Raw genomic sequence first — 21,485 nt, forward strand, 5'->3', positions numbered from 1 at the left:
ATCACTCCTGTTCGACGCTTGGATGCATCGTCGGCCGTTCGTCGAGCGGCTCGGCAAACGCCTCGAGCATCCGTGCTCGGGCCCGTTCGTCACGCTTTCGCCGTTCCTCGTCGCTGATCTCCTCACAGCCCGGGGGCACCTCGCGCCCACGGCCGGTGAAGTAGCCCTCGGGGGCGACCCAGTCGTGATAGAAGTTCGCATCGGAGTCGTGGATCACGGCAAGTGCGACTTTCGCGCCGTGGCCGGCGGCGACGATGGCCTGATGGGGTTCGTTCGCGAGTCGGCCCGCGGCGTAGACCCCATTGACGGCTGTCCGACCGGCCTCGTCGACCGAGACAAAGTGCTTGCTCCCGCGCTGAATGCGCCCGACGTCCAGTGGCACGAGGTACTCGCTGTCGGCCCACGAGGCCGCGATCACCCGCCGCGCCTCGAGTGGCTCACCGCCTTCGGTCTCGAGGACGAATCCGGCCTCGAGATCCGTCTCGTCTATCGGTTCGACGCTCGTCACGCGTCCGAGTTCGAACGTCGCACCCGCGTTTTGGGCCTGTTCGCGCGTCAGGTCCAGATACCGGCGGGCATCGACGCCGTCGGGAAAGCCGGGGTAGTTCTCGAGGCTGGCGTTGCGCTCGAGGATCGACCCGCCGCCGTCGCCGGACTGCGTCCGGCTGCGTGGGGGAGTTCGTCCCCCACTATCGATGACCAGCGTGTCCAGTCCCGCACGTGCCGTGTAAATCGATGCGGCGAGGCCAGCGACGCCGCCGCCGACGATACAGACGTCTTGCATATCTCGGCGTTTCGAGTGGGCGGTATAGAAATTGCCGACTCTCGGTTTCGGGTCGGTCGTGTGTGTTGCCTGAACTGTCTGGATAGCAACCCTTACTTTTCGAGCCGTCGTACGGCTACTGTGGATCGAATTCTCCTCAGCACGCTCGCCTACCGCTCGCCCGAGGAGGTGTTCCCCTACGTCCAGTCGTTTACCGACTACCCGCGGTACACGGACCACTTGAAAGAGGTCCGCGTCCACGGCGACGGCGGCGTCGGCTCCGTCTACGACCTCCGGCTGACGTGGTGGAAACTCAGCTACACCGCCCGCTCGAAGGTGCGCAGCATCGACACACCCCATTCGCTCGAGTGGGAACTGATCAACAACCTCCACGCCCACGGCGAGTGGCGCGTCGAACCGGAGCCCGAGTCGGCCCCTGAGGGCGTCGAGACGGCGAGTCGAATCTACTTCGAGGCCTCGTACGACCCGTATTCGGCCGACAAAAGCGTGCTGTCGCTGCCGCGGTTCGTCTCGCTCGACTGGGTCGTTCGGAAGGTCAAACCCAAGCTACTGGCCGAAGCCGAGACCGTCGTCGAACGGCTGGTCGCGGATATCGAAGGCCAGACGCGTGCTGTCGAGTTGACCGTCCACGAGATGCCGTAGCCGGCTCGGCAGCCGGGCATCAGCGCTGGCTGCGCACGACGCCACGGCCGATCTGAGAGTGGCCGTATTTTTCACGGAACGGGACGATACGCCGCATATGGACCAACAACGACGACAGTTTCTCGATGGGTTGCTCGAGACCGCGACGCCCTCGGGGTTCGAAACGGCGGGCCAGCGCCTGTGGATCGAGTACGTCGAAGAATTTGCTGACGAGGTGCGAACTGACGAGTACGGAAACGCCGTCGCCGTCCTCGAGGGCGGCGAGCCGTCGGTCGCACTGACGGGACACAGCGACGAGATCGGCTTCATGGTGCGGGATATCGAGGACAGCGGCGCGATTCGAATGACCGCGATCGGCGGCTCGGACCGGACGGTCTCGAAAGGCCAGCACGTCCGGATCCATACCGCCGACGGCGTGATTCCGGGAGTCGTCGGCCAGGCTGCGATTCACATCCGCGACGCGGACGACGAGTCGATCGACGACATCGACGAGCAACACATCGACATCGGGGCTACGGACGCAGATGAGGCGGCAGAACTCGTTGAGCGCGGCGATCCGATCACGTTCGACCAGACGGTCTCCGAACTGGCAAACGACCGTATCGCAGCCCGCGGGCTGGATAACCGAGTCGGCATCTGGGCCGCCGCAGAGGCGCTTCGTCGGGCAGCCGAGGGCGACCTCGAGGCGACGATCTATGCCGTGTCGACGGTCCAGGAGGAAGTCGGCTTACAGGGGGCGAAGATGGTCGGCTTCGACCTCGATCCCGATGCAGTCGTCACGGTCGACGTGACCCACGCCACGGACGCGCCGGGAACGCCCTCGGCTCGGAAAACGGGCGTCGAGCTCGGCGGCGGACCGGTCGTCGTCCGCGGGAGTGCGAATCATCCGGTCCTCGTCGACGCCATCCGAGCGGTCGCTTCCGAAGCAGGGATCGACGTGCAGCTGCAGGCGTCGGGGAACCGGACCGGCACAGATGCCGACGCCTTTTACACCTCCCGCGGGGGGATTCCGTCGGTGAACATCGGGATCCCGAATCGCTACATGCACACGCCCGTCGAGGTGTTAGATCTCGAGGATCTCGACGCCGTCGCCGATTTGCTCGGCGAATTCGCGGCCGTCGCTCACGAATACGAGTTTTCGGTCGACGTGCGATAATCGCACGCAAGCGAGACGGTGTGGCGTCTCGACCCTCCCTCGAGACGCGTTGCTCTTTCGGTGTGAACACAACCGCCGAGTATTAACCGATTGACCTGTTAGACGTGTCTATGAGTAACGTGCGTGTCGCAGGTGTCGGGCTGACGCCGTTCGGGAACACCCCTGAACGGACGGGCCGAGACCTCTTCGCGGAAGCGAGTATCAAGGCGTTCGAGGATAGTGGCGTCCCCCGTGACGATGTCGACGCCCTCCTCTATGGGAACTTCATGGGCGAACTGTCGGAACATCAGGGCCATCAGGGGCCGCTGATGGCCGAAGCCGCAGGGATTCAGGCACCGGCAACCCGCTATGAGTCCGCGTGTGCCTCGAGCGGGACCGCCGTTCGAGACGCAGTCATGCGCGTCCGCAACGGCGAGGACGACGTCGTCCTCGTCGGCGGCGCCGAGCGGATGACCAACCTCGGCACGGCGGGCGCGACCGAAGCGCTGGCCATCGCCGCAGACGACCTCTGGGAGGTGCGCGCCGGAACGACGTTCCCCGGCGCGTACGCGCTGATGGCCCAGGCCTATTTCGACGAATTCGGCGGCGAACACGAGGATCTGGCCCACATCGCCGTCAAGAACCACGAGAACGCACTGACCAACGACAAAGCCCAGTACCAGCGCGCAATCGAGGTCAGCGACGTCCTCGAGGCTCCGCAGGTCTCGAGTCCGCTCGGCCTGTACGACGCCTGTCCAATCTCTGACGGCGCTGCAGCAGTCGTCCTCACAAGTGAGGAATACGCCGCAGAACACGACCTCGACGCTCCGGTCGCCATCACGGGCACCGGGCAGGGCGGCGACCGCATGGCCTTACACGACCGCGAGCACCTCGCGCGCTCGCCCGCCGCCCGCGAGGCCGGCACGGAAGCCTACGCCGACGCCGGCGTCGACGCGGCCGACGTCGACCTCGCGGAGGTCCACGACTGCTTTACGATCGCCGAAGTGCTGGCGCTCGAGGCACTCGACCTCGAACCGATCGGGGAGGGAATCACGGCGGCCCGTGACGGCCGCACCACGGCCGACGGCGAGACGCCGATCAATCTCTCGGGCGGCCTGAAGGCGAAAGGTCACCCAGTCGGTGCGACCGGCGCGTCCCAGATCGCCGAGGTCGCGAAACTGCTCGCCGGAACACATCCCAACAGTTCGGCCGTCGAGGATGCGACGACCGGCGTCGCCCACAACGCGGGTGGAACGGTCGCCAGTGCGACGGTTCACGTTCTGGAGGTGACAGAATGACGGATTCCGAAACCGGCGTGCAGGATGCCGGCTTCGACGACTGGCTCGACGCCGCCGAGGAGGGCGCGGCGTACTACCTCGAGTGCCCCGAGGGTCACGGGTCGCTCCCGCCGCGGCGAGTCTGTCCGGACTGCGGTTCGACCGACCTCGAGGAAGTTCAACTGCCCGAGACGGGCGTCGTCGAGACGTTTACCGTCACGCACGTGCCGACGCCGGCGTTCGAAGACGACGCGCCGTATGCGACGGCCGTCGCCGATTTTGGACCTGTCTCGCTGACGGGACAGGTCGTCGGGATCGATCTCGAGGGGATCGAGACTGGCCTCGAGGTCGAACTCGAGATCACGGTCTCGGAGACGACGGGCGAGCGCGTGATCGGATTCAGTCCGGTCTAGAGCTCCGTTTTCGACGCCTATTTGTCGCGATCCATATCAGCGCCGACGTGTAACAGCTCTGCGGTCAGATACTCGACGAACTTCTCGGGGTGTTCGGCGTGGGGTAACAGCGTCGCATAATCGATGACGACGAGCTCGAGGTCGGCGGCGTCGGCGAGATTCCGGCCGTCACGCAGCGGCACGAGGTCGGCGTCACGACCCCAGACGAGCGTGGTCGGCGTCTCGAGAGCGGCGAGTTCGGTCTGGAGGTCGAACTCGGGGTCGAGTGTGCCAGACGCGAAGGAGGCGGGCGCGTAGCGGGCACCGGGCTGGTGGGCGCTGTGCCAGGCGTACTCGACCGTTGTGTCGTCGACTCGAGACGCGTCGTAGTAGCCGTCTCGAGTGTAGAAGTACCGAATCGAGGGTTTGCTCGCGAGCAGATTAAACAGCGCCGTCCCGACGATGGGTGTCCGAACGAGGGTTCGCAGCCACGGCCGCTCGGGTGCGGTCTCGTCGGTCGGACAGATCAGCACGAGCTGTTCGAACTCGCTCTCCGTGGCAGCGTCGACGGCGAACGAGCCGGTGAGCGAAGAGGCGACGACGACTGGCGTGTCCGTGACATTGCGTGCAAAATCGCGGATGAACTCGGCGTACAGCGTCGCGGAGTAGACCAGCGGCGGCCGTTCGGACCGCCCGAATCCGGGCAGGTCGACTGCGATCACGTGATAGTGCTCGGCCAGTTGCTCGACGATCGGCGCGAACTCCTGGCTGCTTGCGGCGGCATGAATCCCGTGACACAGGAGCATATCCGGATCGTTCGGATCGCCGGCGACGGTGTAGGCCGTCTCGATCCCGCGCCAGCGATACGTCCGTTCGACGCCGACGATCGGGTTCTCGAGGTCGGCCGCACGATTCGCCAGCAGCCGGTTCCCGAGGACGGCCGTGCCGACGGCACCGACCGCTGTGCCGAGCGCTGTTCGGATGTTCATGCCTGTCAGTAGCTCATCATCGGCCTTCAACCTGCGGTTCGGGCTCAAAAGCTGCCGACGGAACTCGTCTACTGCGTGTTTTTGACACCGGTCTCGAGTTCGTCGAGACAGTCGTCGACGGGCGTCAACAGCTCGTCGGCGATCGTGTAGGGGTCGGTCTCGCCCTTTCGAACGGCTTCGGCGAGGTCGTTGATGCCGCCGGCGGCCGCGAGTTCGTCCTCGAGCATGTCGTGGACGTCCTCACGCAAGAGCGTGCGGATCTCCTCGGCATAACGCTGGCGGACCTTCTTGGCGCGAGTGCCGGAGTCGACCAGATACGTCTGGTGGTTCGCGAGTTCGTCGATGAACGTCTCGACGCCGTCCCCGTTCGTGGCGACGGTTTCGACGATGGGCGTGGTCCAGCTCGCTTCCTCGTCGGGTCCCTCGCCCCAGTTGGCATCGGTGTCGTCCATCGCGTCGGCTCCGTGGTGGCCGGCACCGCCAGCGCCGAGGCCACCGCCGTCGCCGAGATGGATCATCTCCTGGAGCTCCTGGACGGTCCGGTCGGAACCCGGCCGATCGGCCTTGTTGACGACGAAGACGTCGGCAATCTCGAGGATGCCAGCTTTCAGCGTCTGAATGTCGTCACCCGAACCCGGCGGGACGAGCACGGCGACGGTGTCTGCGGTCCGGACGATATCGATCTCGTTCTGGCCAGCGCCGACGGTCTCGATGATGATCTTGTCCTTGCCGAAGGCGTCCATCGCCTTGACGGCGTCTGCGGTCGCCGTCGAGAGTCCGCCGAGGGTGCCGCGGGCGCTCATCGAGCGCACGAAGACGTCCATATCGCCGACGGTCGCAGCCATCCGGATCCGGTCTCCGAGCACCGCACCGCCCGAAAACGGCGACGAGGGATCGATCGCGATGACACCGACTGTCTCGCCACGGTCCCGGTAGGTTTCGGCGAGTTTGTCGACCAGCGTCGACTTGCCTGCACCGGGGCTGCCCGTGATCCCGATGACGTCGGCGTCACCAGTGTGGGCATAGAGCGCCGAGACGAGCTCTCGGTAGCCCGGCGACCGGTTCTCGATTTTCGAGATTACTCTGGCCAGCGCGCGGTGTTCGCCCGCGAGCAGGGCCTCGAGTAGGGCGTCGTCGTCTGCGTTCATCGCTCGGGTGCGTTTTCGCGGACGAACTCGATCGTCTCTTCAATCGACGTCCCGGGACCGAAGACGGCCGACACACCCTGTGCTTTGAGTTCGTCCCGGTCTTCGTCCGGGATGACGCCGCCGGCGAGGACGAGCGTGTCGTCTTTCGCGCCATATTCCTCTAAGCCGTTCATGATCTTCGGGACGAGCGTGTCGTGAGCGCCCGAGAGAATCGAGATCCCGAGAACGTCGACGTCCTCCTGGACGGCCGCCTGGACGATCTCGTCCGGCGCTTTGTGCAATCCGGAGTAGATGACCTCGAAGCCGGCGTCACGGAACGCGCGGGCGATGACGTGTGCCCCACGGTCGTGGCCGTCGAGTCCTACTTTCGCGACGAGACACCGAATCGACTCCTGCTCCTGTTCGCTGCTCATACCACTACTTCCCGAGCCGCCTGTTTGACTTTAACGGAAATTTGTGGGTGATTCATCGACCAGACTGTCGGGAACCAGTATTCACGCACCTGTCGCATGCAACCAGTCATTGTGCAGGCGAGGATACGTGAGACGAGATGGCCGTTTACTGCGTGTTTTCCGACAGTACAGCCACGCTTCGTTGGTTCTCGGCCCCATTCTGTATTGCACGGTCGTCATGTTCGCGCGGGACTATTTTGAACCAAAGGCTAAAGAGCGAAACGGCCGAACATTCTGGTAATGACTATCGTTCGTTTACTGCGGAGGGATCTCTCGTGGGCGTCGAAATAAAAGAAACCAGGGTGACCGACGCCGAGTTCGAGGAGATGAAAGGATTCGTCTTCGAGTATCTCGCGGCCAGCGTCGAGAAAGAGGAGGAAGGCGGCCGCATGCGCTGGTACCCCTGGCATTCAGCCGAATACCGGCACAACCACATCCTCAACGTGGTCGAACTCGCCGAGGAAATCGCTCGCAAGGAAGGCGCAGACGTCGACGTCACTCGCGTTGCAGCCCTCTTTCACGACGTGGCCAAACTCGAGACGGATCAGGAACTCCACGCCGAAGCCGGCGCTCGAGTCGCCCGCGAATACCTCGATTCGCGCGCCGAGTACCCCGAATCGTTCATCGAACAGGTGTGTCGGGCGATCGAATACCACTCCTTCCAGGGTGAGCTAACGGATCTCGCTCTCGAGACCCAGTGTCTGATCGAAGCCGATCTGCTCGATAAGATCGGCGCAAACGGCACTGCGCTAATGCTGTTGCGGATGGGGTATGAAGCCCGGACGCATATGGACACCGACGAAATGGTCGACCGGGTCTTAGAGCGTGGCTACGATGCCGCCTCGCAAGTCCGAAGCGAGACCGCCGAGGGCATCGCCCACCAGCGCCTGAAACGGGTGCGGTGGTTCCGTGAGTGGCTCGAGGACGAGATCGCGGCGATGGGCGACTAAGAGCCAGTGGCGGTTCCGGAGCCGACCTAGTCCCCGGTCTCGCTCGCTCGAGATTGAATGACAAAATAGATGATGCCGACGATGATCACCGGGTAGACCAGTGCGGCGAGATACCATCCGAAGCCCATACACGGAGTAGGATAGCGACGAGTACTGATCGTTTCGGTCGTCCCCAGTGACTTGGAACCTGGTCCTCCCCCAGGTCGACTGCAGGGTCGACTCCGGCGGTGCAAGCCGATTCGACTGCAGGTCAAGTGCGATGCCAGTAGTGTCGCTCGGACAGCGACGGACTGTGGCCGACACTACAGCAGTGCTGCCCCACCGGTCACCAGGAACCAGACGCCGAACCCGGCCAGCACGGCCCCGCTTCCCGCAGCGATCATGGGTGCGAAGGCGTCGACGCGCCGGTCGGCCGCGACCAGCGCTGCCGGATAGACGACGATCCAGATCGCGATTCCCGCGAAGAAGCCGGCCAACAGCGACGGCGACCCCGTCTGGACGACGAACACGCCCTCGAGGGCGTCGCCAGCGCCGGGGACGTACGAGAGGACGTCGAGGGTGCCGGACTCGAGGAGGCCAACGCCGACGGTGAGCCAGAACCCGATCTGGTAGGGGTTCGTCAGCGAGAGGGCGAACGTTTTTCGAAATCCGTTCGACGCGCTCTGGCCGCCGTCGGTAAATGACGTGGCGGCTCGAGCCTCTTCGATGGCCCCGACGGCGAAATACAGCATCAGGAGTCCACCGGCGAGATAGAGCGCCGGTCGCACGGTCGGATAGCGGTCGATAACGGTAATCGCACCGGCCAACGTGAGAACGAAAAAGAGTACGTCCGCGGCCATCGCGCCGAGGCCAGCCCGAAAGCCAGCCGGCCAGCCGCTGACGACGCTCTCTTCGGCAATGATGGCGTTCATCGGTCCCGGTGGCGCAGCCAGTGCGAGTCCGAAGACGACACCCGCAAACGCGGTCGTAATAGCGGTCACGTATCTCGCCTTCGAATTGGCTGGCGTCGATAAAAAGACCAGTGACTTTGCCGTGTGCTATCGTAGACATGGCTATGGACGTCCTTCCAGACGATATCGGTCGCTTCATGCGTGCGATTGGACCGGATCCCGACGAACAGCTACGCGAGATGGACGAGTACGCCGACCGGGAGGGGTTTCCCCACGTCGGCCCCGAAGTCGGTTCGTTCCTCCGATTCGTTGCCCGCCTGAGCGACGCCGAACGGATCTTCGAGTTCGGCTCCGGCTACGGCTACTCGGCGTACTGGATGGCCGAAACGCTGCCCGCTGATGGCGAACTTGTCCTCACCGAGGTCGACGACGACGAACTCAACCTCGCTCGAGAGTACCTGCACGAGGGCGGTTACGACGACCTCGCGCGGTACGAACTGGGCGACGCGATGGCGACGATCGAGCGCTACGATGGCCCGTTCGACGTGGTGTTGATCGACCACCAGAAACACCGGTACGCCGACGCGTTCGAGGCCGTCCGTCCGAAAGTACCGGTCGGTGGCGTCGTCGTCGCGGACAACGCGATCACCGCCGGGCCAATCGAGTTCGAAACCCTCCTCGAGTACGCAGTCGGCGACGACCCAGACGACGCCAACGAACACACACAGGGGATCATCGACTACCTCGAGTGCGTGCGGAGCGATCCGGATTTCGAGACAATCGTCCTGCCGCTTGGAGAAGGAATCGCGGTCAGTTACCGCGTCGAGTAGTCGGACGTCTCGCCCTCGAGAACGCCGTCTTCGGGTCTGTCAGCACTGGACGTCGCACCGTACTCACGGAAGCCGAGAAACGCCGTCGCCGAACTGGCTGACAGCAACGTTGCCCACGTGATCGCGGTCAGCGAGCCAACAAGCAGGTTGGCGCGCCCGGGGACGGCCGCCCCGACCGTTTCTAGGCCGACGGCGTGAACGCCGGCAACCGCGAGGAACGCCACCCAGAGGACGAGTGCGACGTGGACGAGCGTTCGCCGGCTGACTCGCGTCGCGTACTTGGCGACACAGTAGACGCCTGCGATAGCGACTGCCGTCGCCCCGACTGTCGGCGCGAGTGCGTCGGCGGCACCGATGATGCCGGCCACGCCAAAGCAGACGAACGAGACGGCAAGCAGCAGTCGATCCGAACAGTGTGTCATCGGAATCACATCGTATACCGCTTTGCTGGGACGAATCGATAGTCGAATATATAGCTGTTGGCTTCCCCTGTGAGGAATCGACAGGGCTACTCGGCCCGGTCGGCTGCCGGGAGCTTCATCGAGAACGTGGTCCCCTCGCCAGGCTCGGTCTCGACCCAGATCTCGCCGCCGTGGCGTTCGATGATCCGACGACAGAGCGCCAGTCCAATGCCGGTCCCGGGGTGTTCGTCGTGGGTGTGCAACCGCTGGAACACCTTGAAGATCCGATCCGTCTTCTCGGGGTCCATCCCGATCCCCTCGTCGTGAACCGAGACGATCCACTCGTCGCCGTCGCGCTCGGCCGAGACGTGGATCCGCGGCGGCTCGTCGCCGCTGTACTCGAGCGCGTTCGAGAGGAGGTTCTGGAAGACCTGCCGAAGCTGCCCGCCGTCGCCGCAAACACAGGGCAACGGCTCCGTCGTCACGTCCGCGTCCTGTTCGTCGATCAGAAGCCGGAAATCTCCTCGAACGTCTTCGAAGACCTCCTCAAGGTCAATTGATTCGAGTTCGTTTCCGCGCGTTTCGACCCGCGAGTACTCGAGCAGCCCATCGATCATCGCCGACATTCGTTCGGCACCGTCGACGGCGTAGGCGAGAAACTCCATGCCATCGTCGTCTAAGCTGTCGGCGTAGCGGCGTTCGATCAACTGGAGGTAACTCGAGACCATCCGCAAGGGTTCCTGCAGGTCGTGAGAGGCGGCGTAGGCGAACTGCTCTAACCGTTCATTCGACGCCTCGAGTTTGCGCTGGTAGGCTCTGCGTTCGGTGACGTCGCGGACGATGCCGGCCCGTTCGTCCGCGCTCGTCGACACGCGCTCGTCGGTCGAAATCGTCGCCACGGTCGCCTCGATCGGGATCTCCTCGCCGGTTTTCCGCTCGAGTGTGGCGTCGATCGTCGGTGCCTCGTTTTCGTCAGCGGCGATCCGCCGTGCGCGTTCGATGACGGCCTCGTCGGAGACGAGCGACGCATGAGCGCCGAGTAGTTCGTCACGATCGTAGCCGGTCAGTTCCGTGTAGGCGTCGTTGACGGCCGTAAACAGTTCGTCTCCGTCGAGAACGTAGATCCCGTCATCGACGGCCTCGATGATCCGTTCGTATCGCTCGAGTTGCTGTTCTCTCCGTTTTCGGGCCGTGATATCCCGGAAATACACCGAGAGCCCCGTCTCGGATGGATACGCCTGGATCTCCAGCCACAGTTCGAGCGACTCCGAGTACCGCTCCCAGGAGATCGATTCTTGCGTCGCCATCGCTTCCTGATAGCGATCGGCGAGTCCCGACCGTTTCCCGCTGGGGAAGACGTCCCAGATGACCTCGCCGATGAGATCGTCGCTCGAGTAGCCGAGGAGTGCTTCGGCGCGTTCGTTGACGTGGGTAAACCGCCACGACTCGTCGAGTGCGTAGAAGGCATCCGAGACTCGACCGAGGATCTCGCTCAGTTCCGTCTCGAGTTCGCTCTTGCGGCGTTCGAGGCTTCGCTCGTAGGATTTCCGGACCGTAATATCCTCACCGATGGTGATCACGCGAGCGAGCGAGCCGTTGGGATCGGCTACCGGCGCGGCGTTTACCGACAGCCAGGTTCGTTCACCCGACGGGTCCTCGATCACGAGTTCGGCGTCGGTGACTGGGTCGCCAGTCGTTCGAACGCGTGCTGCCGGGGTGTCCTCGGGTTCGAGTGGTGTCCCGCTGGCGTTGGTCACCGACCACTCGTCGGCCGCCGCGATCGTGGCAAGCGTCGCATCGTCGACCGGCCTGTAGCGTTCCCGGGCGCGCTGGTTCAACAGCAGCGGCTCGCCGGTGGCATCCGTGACGCAGATCGCGACCGGGGCCGTGCGGAGCAGTTCCTCCGTCTGGGCGCGCTCGCGCTCGAGGCGGTGCTCGTGACGGAGCCGATCGAACGTCGCCTCGAGGCTCGAGGCAATGATGTTCGCCAGCGAGAGATCGTGGTCGTCGAACGCATCGCGTGTCTCCGAGCCGATGAGGACGACACCGTGGTCGCCGATCGGCAGACAGAGTTCGCTCCGGATCGACGTCTCCGGGTTGTAGACGTCCGGTTCGGTCGTGACATCGCTGTAGATCGCCGGCTCGCCACTGTCGAAAACCTGCCACGCAATCCCGTCGTGTCGACCGAACGACGGCAGCTCATCGAACAGTGCCGCGGCACGATCGGACCAGGCGACTGGTTCGAGGGTTTGTGTCTCCGGCTCGTAGAGATGGATCCCGTTGAGTTCGAGGTTCAGAATCTCACGCAAATCCTGACAGGCACGCTCGGCGACGGCTTCGCGGTTATCCCCCTCGAGCCACTCGCGGACGGCCTCGTGTAGCCGCCGTAACTGGGTAGCTCGCCGATGCTGCTCGGTCACGTCGTAGTAGAGTTCGATGCGACCACCGGCGTAGGGGCCGGATTCGATGGGTCTGCTTCGGTGCTCGAGCCAGCGTTCGTCGCGGTCGTCGCCAGGGGTGATATGACACTCGAAGCGCTCGACGTAGCTGTTGTCCTCGTAGGTGGCAATGACGGTCTCTGCGAACGTTTCCGGATCAGCAAACCGATTCCGAATCCGCTCTGCGATCAGCTGTCGTTTGTCCCGGCCGAGGACGGCCGACCGATCGATGCCGAAATATCGCTCTGTCGCCTCGTTGATCCACGCAACGTCGAACTCGTCGTCGAGGACGAACACACCGACGTCGGCTTCCTCGAGGGCCACCGCGGCCGACTCGGAGACGGTTTCCGTCGGCGGACCGCTCCTCGACTCCGAGTCCGGTCGATCGGCCTCTCGGACGACCCCCACCGAGCCCTGGGGCTGGTCGTCGGTTCGGACGCGATTCAGTCGGAGTTCACAGGGAACTGCCGCTCCGTCGGCGGTTTGTATCGTGCCCTCGAGCGAGGTGACGTCATCTCCGTCGACGTATCGTTGCACTCGAACGGACCGGTCGACCTGCTCCGTATCGAGCTGGGAAAGAATCACCGAGACGTGTTCCTCGAGAAGGTCCTCGCGAGCATACCCCGTCAACTCGAGGAGCGTGTCGTCGACCGCGACAAGCCGGTCGTCGACGTCGAGTCGGAAGACGCCACCCGCGACCGTGTCGACGAGTGTCTGGCAACACTGAAGCGCCGTCCGGTCGTCGCCGGCCGGCCAGAACTCCGTGTTCGACGGTTCTGTCCGTTCGCTCATTACCTGCATCAAGCCACTCAGACGCATAAGTCCAGCGTAGGTACAAGTGCATCTCCCGGTGCTCGAAAACGCGACGATAGCCACCAACCGAACGGGATGGTGCTATTCGTCGTGTCCGTCCCCGTCGGCCAGGATTCGCTCTTCGGGAGACCGGCGGCCGGGATGGATCCCGTAGTGTGCGAACCCGTACAGTACCGTCAGCGCCACCGCACAGCACACCACCGCAGCGGCGACCGACTCGAGGGCGAGCGAGACGGTCGGGCCGGCGAACGCGCTTCCGACGGCTGCCGCCGAGTCGCTCGCGGGTGCCGTCGCCAGCGCGTACGGGAGAAAGCTACCGAGTGCGATCGTCCACCAGCGTTGTGTCGCCAGTCGAAGTCGATCGACGCTGTAGTTTCGAGCGGCGCTGGCGACGCCAGCGATCCCGAGAGCGATCAACACGAGACCCAGGAGCAATCGAGAGGGAGATTCCAAGCCGGTATTAACCGCGACGCCGACGGCGACGACCGCCACGGAACCGACGAGTCGTGGAACGGTGGAGCTAGAGAACGGCCGAGTCATGGCTTGACAGCGGTAGTGGGTAGGTGTACAAAACTCTCGCGGACCGACCGCGGCCGAGCGACAGGGGATCGTCAGTTGCTCGGTCGCGGTCGACAACAAAGGACGTATTACCGGTGCCGACGAGACGAACGTGAGAACGAATGTGGACAAGCGTCGATCCGAGTTCGGAGGACAATTCGTGCGGTATCTGAAGCGACTCTGGAAGCGACACGTGACGGGCCAGCCCGATCGGTATCAGGCGTACATCTCCCTCCCGACGCGTGACGATCGATCGGCGTTCGGCGAGGTTCACGGCTGCATCGAGGACCTCGAACACGTCTTCGAGGGCCGTCTCGACGTGTACGCACGGGTGCGGGGCATCGCAGTCGCCACCGACCCCGTCCCCGCTGACCAGTTCGACCGAGACGCGTTCGAAGCCGCACTCGAGCGACTCGAGGACTGTTACGCCGAAACGCACGCACTGACGCGTCTCGAGAAGTGGCGGCCGTCGGATAATCGCTCCGTCAAATCCTTCGTCGTCGTCCCAGTCAAACCGCTTTTTCCTCGGGATCGAACCGACGACGCGTCGCGGGTCGAATCGGCCGCCGAGTGACGGGAGTCCTCGAGCGAATCAGTCGTCGGTCGGACCGGGTTCCGATCCGGGTTCGCGGTCGGACCGAGAGGATCGGCTGTCGGTGGAACGGTCGCGCTCGGTCGTCCGCCCGCTGTCGGACGATCGGTCATCGGGCGTGACAGTGGCGGTGCGTCCCATCCAGCGATCGATGTTGTCGGCGACGTAGTCCTTGCCACCCCAGCCGAACGCGATGCCGGCACCGATGGCGACCGCTGCGGCGAGTCCCCACGCGAGTGCTCGTGCAAAGACGTAGAGGATGCCGACGTCGATCCCCATCGTGCCGAGGCCGATGACGATCGCGGTAAAGTACAAGAACATCCGAGCGCCGTTGGCGAACCAGTTCGCGTAGGCGGTCTGGGCCGCCGCTTGCGTCCGCTCGATGACGTCACCGATGAAGTCGGCGACGACGAATCCGATGACGATAACGAGCAGTCCGGCGATAAAGGCCGGCAAGTACGCTACCGCCGTCGAAACCCACTCCGACAGCAGCTGAATCGCGAGGGCGTTGGCGGCCGCAAGGATGGCAAGACCGTAGACGAACCACTTCGCAAGGGAGCCGAACGCACTGGAGACCGCTTGCTCCGTGCCACCGAGTATACGGCCGAGGGGCGTCTCGAGAACCATTCTGTCGAGTTCGATCCCGTCGGCGAGCCGCCGGACGGCTCGCGCGGCGATGCGACCGATAAGCCAGCCGATGAAGAGGATCACCAGTGCACCGACCAATCGCGGGAGGAACGTGACGAGTTCTGCGACCGGATCTTGCAACCAGTCGGGAACTTGTTGGGCGGGTTGTTGCTGTACCATGCGTGAACACCGTTGTCGTACCCCATGCTTTGTAATTGAGTGCCTATCAAAATGTCGTGAAAACAACCAGTCGTGGCCGAAGAAGACGCTTCGATTGAAGTGTCCGTTACCCCGAATTGTGCCTCGCGTGGACCGTGACGGAACGACGATAAAAGCGACATCTCGGTCGAGGAGACTGAACAGAACGCAGGGCAATGACTGTTGCGCCTGCTCGCGATAAACGACAATTGCCGTCGATACCACATTCCGAGTGATCGCTCGCGCTATGGCGCTGTCCAGTTCGGAGAACACCACACCGTCGTACCTACCGAGTTACATTCATAACCGAATCCCGGCTGACTCGCTTCTCCCGTCCAGAGCGAGGGGGAGTTCCGTGGGCGACATCCGGGCGCAGCCGGTCTGCCCACGGATGATCTGTGCTGGGAGAGAACCCGGGTGTGAACGGCCCGAGCCTCTGAATTCGTGCTCGACAGTATTCTGACGCACGACGATCGGAGTCAATTAGATCGACAGGAGCGCGCATCGACCGGGAGACCTGCAACCCGGCCGACCGTTTCGGTAATAGATGATTAGCTGGGTTGGGCCTGCAGCGTCCGGGAGAGGGCCTATTCGTCCCTATCAGGTCGCTGGTCGACGCGTGGCTCCGGCAGAAGCGTCGCGATCGGCTGGTCGTCGAGCCACTCGAGCAAGGCCACGAGCTGTTCTGCGGCGGCCTCGAACAGGCGCTCGCCGACTTCGGGCGTGGCGTCCGTCTGGTCGCCGAAGACGCCGTTTCGACTGTTCTCGATCGAGTCATAGAACGTGGTCGCGCCGTGGACGCGTTCTGCGTCGTAATCGAAGACGGTTCCGCCGTCGCGGGCCTCCTCGAGGCGATCTTCACGGACGAGAGTTTCAGCGATATGCATGATCATCGCGGTCTCCTTGGGACCGCCGTGGGGACCGGGCGTCTCGAAGACCTCCTCGATCAGGTCGGGGATCGACTCGTCCCACATCCACTCGATGGCGTAGGCCGCATTATCGTCGTGGAGTCGGCGGCCGACCTCCCTAAGATGGTCGACGTTGCCACCGTGGGCGTTGACGTAGACGATCCGATCAATGCCGTGGTATGTGAGATTCCGTGAAAAACTCTCGACGAAGTCCCGAAACACCGGCGGCTCGACCCACATGGTCCCGTGAAACTGCCGGTGGTGGGAGCTGACGCCGATCGGAATCGGTGGCGTACAGAGATACCCCGTCCGCTCGGTCGCCTCGCGGGCGAGTGCCTCGGCGATCATGTAGTCGGTTCCCTCTGGCAGATGGGGGCCGTGCTGTTCGGTCGACCCGAGTGGAACGACCGCGAGCGACTCGTCGGCCGTGTACTCGCCGACCTCCGGCCACGTCCGATGAGAGAGGTACATACGTACTACTTACGACGGAGTCGGAAAACTGTAGTTACTCCGCCAGACTGTCAACCCAGATTCGATGATAAGCCTTAATAGATTATGGCCTCCGAGTTATTATATGGCAGTCGTAAGCGTCTCGATGCCGGACGAACTCCTCGAGCGACTCGATCAGTTCGCGGACGAACACGGCTACACCGGCCGCAGCGAAGTCGTCCGGGAGGCTTCTCGAAACCTGCTCGGCGAGTTCGAAGACACTCGTCTCGAGGACCGAGAGCTGATGGGCATCGTCACGGTGTTGTTCGACTACGAGACGACCAGCGTCGAAGAACGAATGATGCATCTCCGCCACGAACACGAGGACCTCGTCGCCTCGAACTTCCACAGTCACGTCGGCGACCACTACTGTATGGAACTGTTCGTCCTCGAGGGCCAACTCGAGGATATCTCGACGTTCGTCGGCAAGATCCGAGCGACCAAGGACGCGCTGACGGTCGATTACTCCGTGATTCCGGTCGATAGCTTCGATCCGATCTCTCAGGACAACTGACACCGATTTGGACGGCAAACATGTCATTCTCTTCGACCGAACAGTATTGTTTTAGCGTTCGCCCGCCCAATGGTCGAGCATGAGCTATCGGAAGGTCAATTACGAGGAGGTCGAGCAAGTCTCGAGTGCGATGCACTTTTTGAGTGATCCACTCGAGACCGAGCGGGTCGGCGTGACGGTGGCACGATGTGATCCGGGCTGGAACAGCAAGCCACACGATCACACGGACAACGATCACGAGGAAGTCTACGTGCTCATCGAGGGCGAGGCGACCGTGGTCGTCGACGACGATCCAGTCGCAATGGAGACCGGGGATGCACTCTGGATCCCGCCGGCGTCGACGCGCCAGATCCGAAACGGGGACGAAGAAAGCGCGTTCGTGCTTGTCAGCGCGCCGAGTATCGGGGACGACGAGGACGGTGACGGCGAGTGGCTGCTCTCGGGATTCGCCGGCTAAGCACTCGAGCAGACAGTGGTGACGCCTCGTTCGAGACTCGAGAATCCGATATCGATGCCCGGAATCCGATATCGACGTCTGTTCGAAACGCCCGCTCGAAACGCCCGTTTGAACTAACACCGGAAGCGGTGGGGTTGCTACTATATAACGTATTGGATACATCGGAAACAACGGAACCAAAGGCTAAAGCCGCCTACCGAGACACGTCATGCAATGTCGGATTTTAGCTTCAAGCCGACTGGGAGCATCTTCAAAGAGCGCGAAGCACTCTTAGAGGAGTGGACACCCGACGAACTGGTCGGTCGTGACGAAGAACTCAGACAGTACCACGCGGCACTCCAACCCGTCATCGAAGGCGAAACACCCTCCAATATCTTCTTGTACGGGAAAAGCGGCGTCGGGAAAACTGCTGCGACCCGATTTCTCCTTCAATTACTCGAGCGCGACGCCGGCAAGGTCGACGGGCTCGAACTCCACACGGTCGAAATCAACTGCGACGGACTCAACTCCAGTTACCAGACGGCCGTCGCCCTCGTCAACGAGCTTCGTGATCCGACAAATCAGATCTCGAACACTGGCTATCCACAGGCATCAGTCTACCAGTTTTTGTTCGACGAACTCGATACACTCGGCGGCACCGTTCTGATCGTCCTCGACGAAGTCGATCACATTCGTGACGACAGCCTCCTCTACAAGCTCCCTCGAGCGCGCTCGAACGGTGACGTGACGGCCGCACGGCTCGGCGTCATTGGAATCTCCAATGACCTCGACTTCCGGAATCAACTCAGCTCGAAAGTCCGCTCCAGTCTCTGCGAGAAGGAAGTCTCGTTCAGTGCCTACGACGCGAACGAACTCTGTGAAGTGCTCCGCCAGCGTGAAGCGGTCGCGTTCGAGGACGACGTCCTCGATAGCGGCGTCATCGAGATGTGTGCCGCCTACGGCGCGAAAGACTCCGGTGACGCGCGACAGGCACTCGATCTGCTGCTCGAGAGTGGTGATATCGCCCGCGAGACCAACGCCGATCTGGTGACAGAAGCCCACGTCAGCGAGGCCAGAGAGCGGCTCCAGACCGACCAGGTCGTCGAAGGAATCAGTAACTACTCGATGCACGGCCAACTCGTTTTGTGGGCGCTGACCATTTTGGCAGAACAGGGGAACACGCCGGCGCGAACGCGTGACGTCCGCGAACCCTACGAGATGTTGTGTGAACGCGAGGGCAACGATCCCGTCTCCGACCGCGCGGTTCGTGAGTATCTCGCCGAACTGGAAACGCTCGGTATCATCTCGTCGACGCAGGTCAATCGCGGAAAAGGCGGCGGAAAGTACAAACAACACGAACTCGATCAGTCGGTCTCGAGTGTGAAAGCTGGTCTGTCGGAGCTGTTGGATACCGCTGCGTGACTAGTGTCGACGGCTGTGCAATCGTCATGGAGACTGTATGAGCGCGACGAACAGTCACGGAACGGTTGTGAGTGAGAGAGGGGGTTGTGAGTGAGAGACAGATCCAGAAAGACTGTGAGAAATGGGTCGAGCCGTATCGTTCCACTACTGTTACTCTACTGTCACCCCACTACTTCCGCTGTTACTGGATACCTGTGTGGTCCACACCCACCCCACTGCTTCCGCTGTTAGCCACACTCGGGGGGACACTAGCGGTGCCGTTCCTGCATGTATTGCCCTACACGAATAGTATAGAATTAAGTAGTATTGCTAAAAACCACATCCGTACTCCGTTCATCACAAAGAACAAATCACCCCCTCCCATGGGGGTGGTGCAGTCAGTTCACCGCTAACAGCGGAAGCAGTGGGGTGGGTGGGTCCCCAACTCTCGGTCAACTCGAGGGGGATCACACAACGTCGATCGGATCGCATACGGACTGCTGTAGTCAATTACCGCCGATCACCGACCCTGTCTCTGGTGATCGGCGATAAATCGGTACAGCAGACCGTATCACAGTCCATTCTCCCGCACGTCCGCTCGAGGTGTCGCTTGTGGCTTGCACAGTTGCCCCGCGGCTATATCCATAGTGCGATCGTATGACACGTTATGGAACTACTCGAGGACAGCATCGTCCCGGAGCACGCACGCGAGATCAAAGCCGAGGCGCGCGAGTTCGCGCGCGAACACATCGAACCCAACGCCCAGGAGCATTTTCAGGCGGGAACGTACCCCGAGGAGATCCTCGAGGCAGGCCAGGAAGCGAATCTCGTCGCACAGGATATTCCGGAGAAGTGGGGCGGACGCGGGCTCGATCTCCCGCAGTTACTCGCGCTGACTGAGGAGTTCTATCGGGCGGATGCCGGAATCGCGTTGACTCTGCAACTGGCGAGTTTCGGCTGCGAGATTACCTACAAGTACGGCTCCGACGAGCAGTGTGAGGAGTATATCCGGCCAGTCGCGGAGGGCACACAGCGCTCCGGGCTCGCCGTGTCGGAGCCGGAGACGGGCAGTGACCTCGCCGGAATGCAGACGACGGCCGAAAAAGACGGCGACGAGTACGTCTTAAATGGCGAGAAGTACTGGATCGGCAACGGTGTCGAAGCCGACTGGGTGACGGTCTACGCCCGGACGGACGACGACGAGGACAACCGCTACGGCAACCACTCGATGTTTATCGTCCCCACTGACACCGAGGGTTACGAGGCCGAACACATCCCCGAGAAGATGGCGATGCGCGCCTCGAAGCAGGCCCACGTCGAGTTCAACGACTGTCGGATCCCCGAAGCAAACCTGATCGGGACCGAAGGCGCCGGCTTCTGGATGGTCGCGGAGTTTTTCAACCACGGCCGAGTCATCGTCTCCGGCCACGGACTCGGCCTCGCCGCGGCCGCCATCGAAGAAACCTGGGAGTTCGTCCACGACCGCGAGGAGTTCGGCCGAACGATCAACGAGTTTCAGGCGGTCCAGCACGGCCTCGCGGATATGCTGCTCGACTTCGAACGTGCTCGAGCGCTTACCTGGCGGGCCTGCAAAAAAGTCGAGAACGGTGAAAACGCGGGCTACTGGGCAGCACTGGCAAAGACGAGTGCAACGGAGGCAGCCGTCGACGTCTCCGAGCAAGGAATGCAGTTTCATGGCGGCCGGTCGGTCCTTGACGACCGTCGAATCGCTCGCGTCTTCCGTGATGCCCGAATTCCCGTCATCTATGAGGGCGCAAACGAGATCCAGCGCAACCTGATCTACGGTCAGGCCCCATGAGTGGGCCGTCGCAGTCTACAGCTGGATGACGAAATCGCTCGTTGGGTGGTCAAAGCAGCCACTGTCGGACATCGACAGTCCTGCGGTCGAGAGAGAACGGGGTTCGATTCGGGTACGATCGAGCGACAACACTCAGTTTTCGGGCTGTAAGTCCTGGAACGCGCCGACGAAGTCATCGTGCGTGCGCATCTCCGCGACGCTCTCGTCGACACAGCCCTGGAGTTCAGTGACGCGATCGCAGAGGGTCTGATACTCGTCGTTGGTTCCGAGTTCGCGCTCTGCCTTTTCGGACTCCAGCAGTGCCTTCTTGGAGACGAGCGCGTAGTACTCCTGAATGTCCGATTCGTATTCCGATCGACCGATGACGGTGTCGACGATCTCGACGAGCTCATCCTTCGAGACCGGCTTGACGAGATAATCGTCAAAGCCCATCTCGATGATGTCGAAGTCTGGATCGACTGCGGTTACCATTACGACCCGCGAGTCGTAGCCACGATCCCTGATCTCGGCTAAGACCTCATCACCGGAGAGCCCCGGCATTCGTCGGTCCAGCAGGACGATTTCGACGGCGTCGCCCATCTTTTCGAGGGCCTCCATACCGTCGTAGGCGGTGTCGACGACCCATTCGGTCTTGAGCCATGCGGCAAACAGGTCCGCGAGACGCGCTTCGTCGTCGACGACGAGCACCTCGAGTGCCTCACTCACCCGTTGCCCCCTCCGTTCTCTTCATCGATTGGAGCCACGGCTTACCCATGGTACCTTCGGGTCATAAACCCCGCGACGGTCCGAGATACGAACCGGT

The 21,485-nt window shown here is 62.6% G+C and carries 22 protein-coding genes; 11 read left to right on the plus strand and 11 right to left on the minus strand.

Translation table 11 applies throughout. The features are described from left to right. Position 1 precedes the first annotated feature (1 nt). Positions 2-784 (minus strand): NAD(P)/FAD-dependent oxidoreductase, encoded by a 783-nt coding sequence (locus tag BW940_RS09785; protein WP_076609023.1) that lies wholly within the window; start codon positions 782-784, stop codon positions 2-4. Positions 785-904: 120 nt separating this feature from the next. On the opposite strand from BW940_RS09785, the gene BW940_RS09790 reads away from it, so the two are divergent. The 4 genes from BW940_RS09790 to BW940_RS09805 all read left to right on the plus strand — a co-directional run bounded on the left by BW940_RS09790 (position 905) and on the right by BW940_RS09805 (position 4,251). Continuing rightward, positions 905-1,426 (plus strand): SRPBCC family protein, encoded by a 522-nt coding sequence (locus tag BW940_RS09790; protein ID WP_076609024.1) that lies wholly within the window; start codon positions 905-907, stop codon positions 1,424-1,426. A gap of 97 nt (positions 1,427-1,523) precedes the next feature. Further along, positions 1,524-2,582 (plus strand): M20/M25/M40 family metallo-hydrolase, encoded by a 1,059-nt coding sequence (locus BW940_RS09795; RefSeq protein WP_076609025.1) that lies wholly within the window; start codon positions 1,524-1,526, stop codon positions 2,580-2,582. A 110-nt stretch (positions 2,583-2,692) separates the two neighbouring features. Further along, on the plus strand, positions 2,693-3,859 hold the full coding sequence (locus BW940_RS09800) for a thiolase domain-containing protein (RefSeq protein ID WP_076609026.1): 1,167 nt from the start codon (positions 2,693-2,695) through the stop codon (positions 3,857-3,859). Further along, positions 3,856-4,251: a Zn-ribbon domain-containing OB-fold protein gene (locus tag BW940_RS09805; RefSeq protein ID WP_076609027.1), complete on the plus strand. Its 396-nt coding sequence runs from the start codon at positions 3,856-3,858 to the stop codon at positions 4,249-4,251. The genes BW940_RS09800 and BW940_RS09805 overlap by 4 nt, the downstream gene beginning before the upstream one ends. A gap of 17 nt (positions 4,252-4,268) precedes the next feature. Here the strand turns inward: BW940_RS09805 and BW940_RS09810 are convergent, their stop codons facing one another. From BW940_RS09810 to BW940_RS09820, 3 genes are all read right to left on the minus strand, one after another. Continuing rightward, complete coding sequence (locus BW940_RS09810) at positions 4,269-5,219, minus strand: alpha/beta fold hydrolase (protein WP_076609028.1); 951 nt, start codon at positions 5,217-5,219, stop codon at positions 4,269-4,271. Between the two features lie 68 nt (positions 5,220-5,287). Then, positions 5,288-6,367: a methylmalonyl Co-A mutase-associated GTPase MeaB gene (meaB, locus tag BW940_RS09815; protein ID WP_076609029.1), complete on the minus strand. Its 1,080-nt coding sequence runs from the start codon at positions 6,365-6,367 to the stop codon at positions 5,288-5,290. Further along, positions 6,364-6,780: a cobalamin B12-binding domain-containing protein gene (locus BW940_RS09820; protein WP_076609030.1), complete on the minus strand. Its 417-nt coding sequence runs from the start codon at positions 6,778-6,780 to the stop codon at positions 6,364-6,366. Before BW940_RS09820 ends, meaB begins: the two co-directional genes overlap by 4 nt. Before the next feature lie 314 nt (positions 6,781-7,094). Between BW940_RS09820 and BW940_RS09825 the strand changes: the two genes are divergently transcribed. Beyond that, positions 7,095-7,769 carry an HD domain-containing protein gene (locus tag BW940_RS09825; RefSeq protein ID WP_076609031.1) on the plus strand — a complete coding sequence of 225 codons (675 nt, stop codon included), beginning with the start codon at positions 7,095-7,097 and terminating at the stop codon, positions 7,767-7,769. A 302-nt stretch (positions 7,770-8,071) separates the two neighbouring features. On the opposite strand, the gene BW940_RS09830 is transcribed toward BW940_RS09825, so the two are convergent. Beyond that, positions 8,072-8,749: a LysE family translocator gene (locus BW940_RS09830; protein ID WP_084776748.1), complete on the minus strand. Its 678-nt coding sequence runs from the start codon at positions 8,747-8,749 to the stop codon at positions 8,072-8,074. A gap of 74 nt (positions 8,750-8,823) precedes the next feature. On the opposite strand from BW940_RS09830, the gene BW940_RS09835 reads away from it, so the two are divergent. Continuing rightward, positions 8,824-9,489, plus strand: coding sequence for an O-methyltransferase (locus BW940_RS09835; RefSeq protein WP_076609033.1), 666 nt, complete (start codon positions 8,824-8,826; stop codon positions 9,487-9,489). Here BW940_RS09835 and BW940_RS09840 read toward each other — a convergent pair. The 3 genes from BW940_RS09840 to BW940_RS09850 form a co-directional block, all read right to left on the minus strand. Further along, on the minus strand, positions 9,474-9,911 hold the full coding sequence (locus BW940_RS09840) for a hypothetical protein (protein ID WP_076609034.1): 438 nt from the start codon (positions 9,909-9,911) through the stop codon (positions 9,474-9,476). The genes BW940_RS09835 and BW940_RS09840 overlap by 16 nt on opposite strands. Before the next feature lie 86 nt (positions 9,912-9,997). Beyond that, the gene (locus tag BW940_RS09845) at positions 9,998-13,120 is read right to left on the minus strand and encodes a PAS domain S-box protein (RefSeq protein WP_076609035.1); all 3,123 of its coding nucleotides are present in this window, start codon (positions 13,118-13,120) and stop codon (positions 9,998-10,000) included. Between the two features lie 102 nt (positions 13,121-13,222). After that, the gene (locus BW940_RS09850) at positions 13,223-13,681 is read right to left on the minus strand and encodes a DUF1467 domain-containing protein (RefSeq protein ID WP_076609036.1); all 459 of its coding nucleotides are present in this window, start codon (positions 13,679-13,681) and stop codon (positions 13,223-13,225) included. Positions 13,682-13,859: 178 nt separating this feature from the next. Here BW940_RS09850 and BW940_RS09855 point away from each other — a divergent pair, with 178 nt between their 5' ends. Continuing rightward, positions 13,860-14,273 carry a hypothetical protein gene (locus BW940_RS09855; protein ID WP_076609191.1) on the plus strand — a complete coding sequence of 138 codons (414 nt, stop codon included), beginning with the start codon at positions 13,860-13,862 and terminating at the stop codon, positions 14,271-14,273. A gap of 18 nt (positions 14,274-14,291) precedes the next feature. On the opposite strand, the gene BW940_RS09860 is transcribed toward BW940_RS09855, so the two are convergent. Beyond that, positions 14,292-15,098 (minus strand): mechanosensitive ion channel family protein, encoded by an 807-nt coding sequence (locus tag BW940_RS09860; protein WP_076609037.1) that lies wholly within the window; start codon positions 15,096-15,098, stop codon positions 14,292-14,294. Between the two features lie 605 nt (positions 15,099-15,703). Further along, positions 15,704-16,495: a creatininase family protein gene (locus BW940_RS09865; RefSeq protein WP_076609038.1), complete on the minus strand. Its 792-nt coding sequence runs from the start codon at positions 16,493-16,495 to the stop codon at positions 15,704-15,706. 103 nt (positions 16,496-16,598) lie between these two features. Here BW940_RS09865 and nikR point away from each other — a divergent pair, with 103 nt between their 5' ends. The 4 genes from nikR to BW940_RS09885 all read left to right on the plus strand — a co-directional run bounded on the left by nikR (position 16,599) and on the right by BW940_RS09885 (position 20,683). Next, positions 16,599-17,027 (plus strand): nickel-responsive transcriptional regulator NikR, encoded by a 429-nt coding sequence (gene nikR, locus BW940_RS09870; protein ID WP_076609039.1) that lies wholly within the window; start codon positions 16,599-16,601, stop codon positions 17,025-17,027. 79 nt (positions 17,028-17,106) lie between these two features. Beyond that, positions 17,107-17,484 carry a cupin domain-containing protein gene (locus BW940_RS09875; RefSeq protein WP_076609040.1) on the plus strand — a complete coding sequence of 126 codons (378 nt, stop codon included), beginning with the start codon at positions 17,107-17,109 and terminating at the stop codon, positions 17,482-17,484. A 213-nt stretch (positions 17,485-17,697) separates the two neighbouring features. Further along, the gene (locus BW940_RS09880) at positions 17,698-18,885 is read left to right on the plus strand and encodes an orc1/cdc6 family replication initiation protein (protein ID WP_076609041.1); all 1,188 of its coding nucleotides are present in this window, start codon (positions 17,698-17,700) and stop codon (positions 18,883-18,885) included. Between the two features lie 646 nt (positions 18,886-19,531). Continuing rightward, a complete protein-coding gene (locus tag BW940_RS09885; RefSeq protein WP_076609042.1) occupies positions 19,532-20,683 on the plus strand; it encodes an acyl-CoA dehydrogenase family protein in 1,152 nt (383 codons plus the stop codon). Positions 20,684-20,815: 132 nt separating this feature from the next. Here the strand turns inward: BW940_RS09885 and BW940_RS09890 are convergent, their stop codons facing one another. Further along, positions 20,816-21,388, minus strand: coding sequence for a HalX domain-containing protein (locus BW940_RS09890; protein WP_076609043.1), 573 nt, complete (start codon positions 21,386-21,388; stop codon positions 20,816-20,818). Positions 21,389-21,485: the final 97 nt, after the last annotated feature.

The organism is Natronorubrum thiooxidans, assembly GCF_900156475.1.
Classification (GTDB): domain Archaea; phylum Halobacteriota; class Halobacteria; order Halobacteriales; family Natrialbaceae; genus Natronorubrum; species Natronorubrum thiooxidans.

Coding starts and splice junctions, on each gene's coding strand:
- meaB (WP_076609029.1), bottom strand. CDS start 6,367: ATGAACGCAGACGACGACGCCCTACTCGAGGCCCTGCTCGCGGGCGAA.
- BW940_RS09845 (WP_076609035.1), bottom strand. CDS start 13,120: ATGAGCGAACGGACAGAACCGTCGAACACGGAGTTCTGGCCGGCCGGC.
- nikR (WP_076609039.1), top strand. CDS start 16,599: ATGGCAGTCGTAAGCGTCTCGATGCCGGACGAACTCCTCGAGCGACTC.
- BW940_RS09810 (WP_076609028.1), bottom strand. CDS start 5,219: ATGAACATCCGAACAGCGCTCGGCACAGCGGTCGGTGCCGTCGGCACG.
- BW940_RS09840 (WP_076609034.1), bottom strand. CDS start 9,911: ATGACACACTGTTCGGATCGACTGCTGCTTGCCGTCTCGTTCGTCTGC.
- BW940_RS09785 (WP_076609023.1), bottom strand. CDS start 784: ATGCAAGACGTCTGTATCGTCGGCGGCGGCGTCGCTGGCCTCGCCGCA.
- BW940_RS09885 (WP_076609042.1), top strand. CDS start 19,532: ATGGAACTACTCGAGGACAGCATCGTCCCGGAGCACGCACGCGAGATC.
- BW940_RS09835 (WP_076609033.1), top strand. CDS start 8,824: ATGGACGTCCTTCCAGACGATATCGGTCGCTTCATGCGTGCGATTGGA.
- BW940_RS09820 (WP_076609030.1), bottom strand. CDS start 6,780: ATGAGCAGCGAACAGGAGCAGGAGTCGATTCGGTGTCTCGTCGCGAAA.
- BW940_RS09875 (WP_076609040.1), top strand. CDS start 17,107: ATGAGCTATCGGAAGGTCAATTACGAGGAGGTCGAGCAAGTCTCGAGT.
- BW940_RS09860 (WP_076609037.1), bottom strand. CDS start 15,098: ATGGTACAGCAACAACCCGCCCAACAAGTTCCCGACTGGTTGCAAGAT.
- BW940_RS09805 (WP_076609027.1), top strand. CDS start 3,856: ATGACGGATTCCGAAACCGGCGTGCAGGATGCCGGCTTCGACGACTGG.
- BW940_RS09800 (WP_076609026.1), top strand. CDS start 2,693: ATGAGTAACGTGCGTGTCGCAGGTGTCGGGCTGACGCCGTTCGGGAAC.
- BW940_RS09880 (WP_076609041.1), top strand. CDS start 17,698: ATGTCGGATTTTAGCTTCAAGCCGACTGGGAGCATCTTCAAAGAGCGC.
- BW940_RS09795 (WP_076609025.1), top strand. CDS start 1,524: ATGGACCAACAACGACGACAGTTTCTCGATGGGTTGCTCGAGACCGCG.
- BW940_RS09850 (WP_076609036.1), bottom strand. CDS start 13,681: ATGACTCGGCCGTTCTCTAGCTCCACCGTTCCACGACTCGTCGGTTCC.
- BW940_RS09865 (WP_076609038.1), bottom strand. CDS start 16,495: ATGTACCTCTCTCATCGGACGTGGCCGGAGGTCGGCGAGTACACGGCC.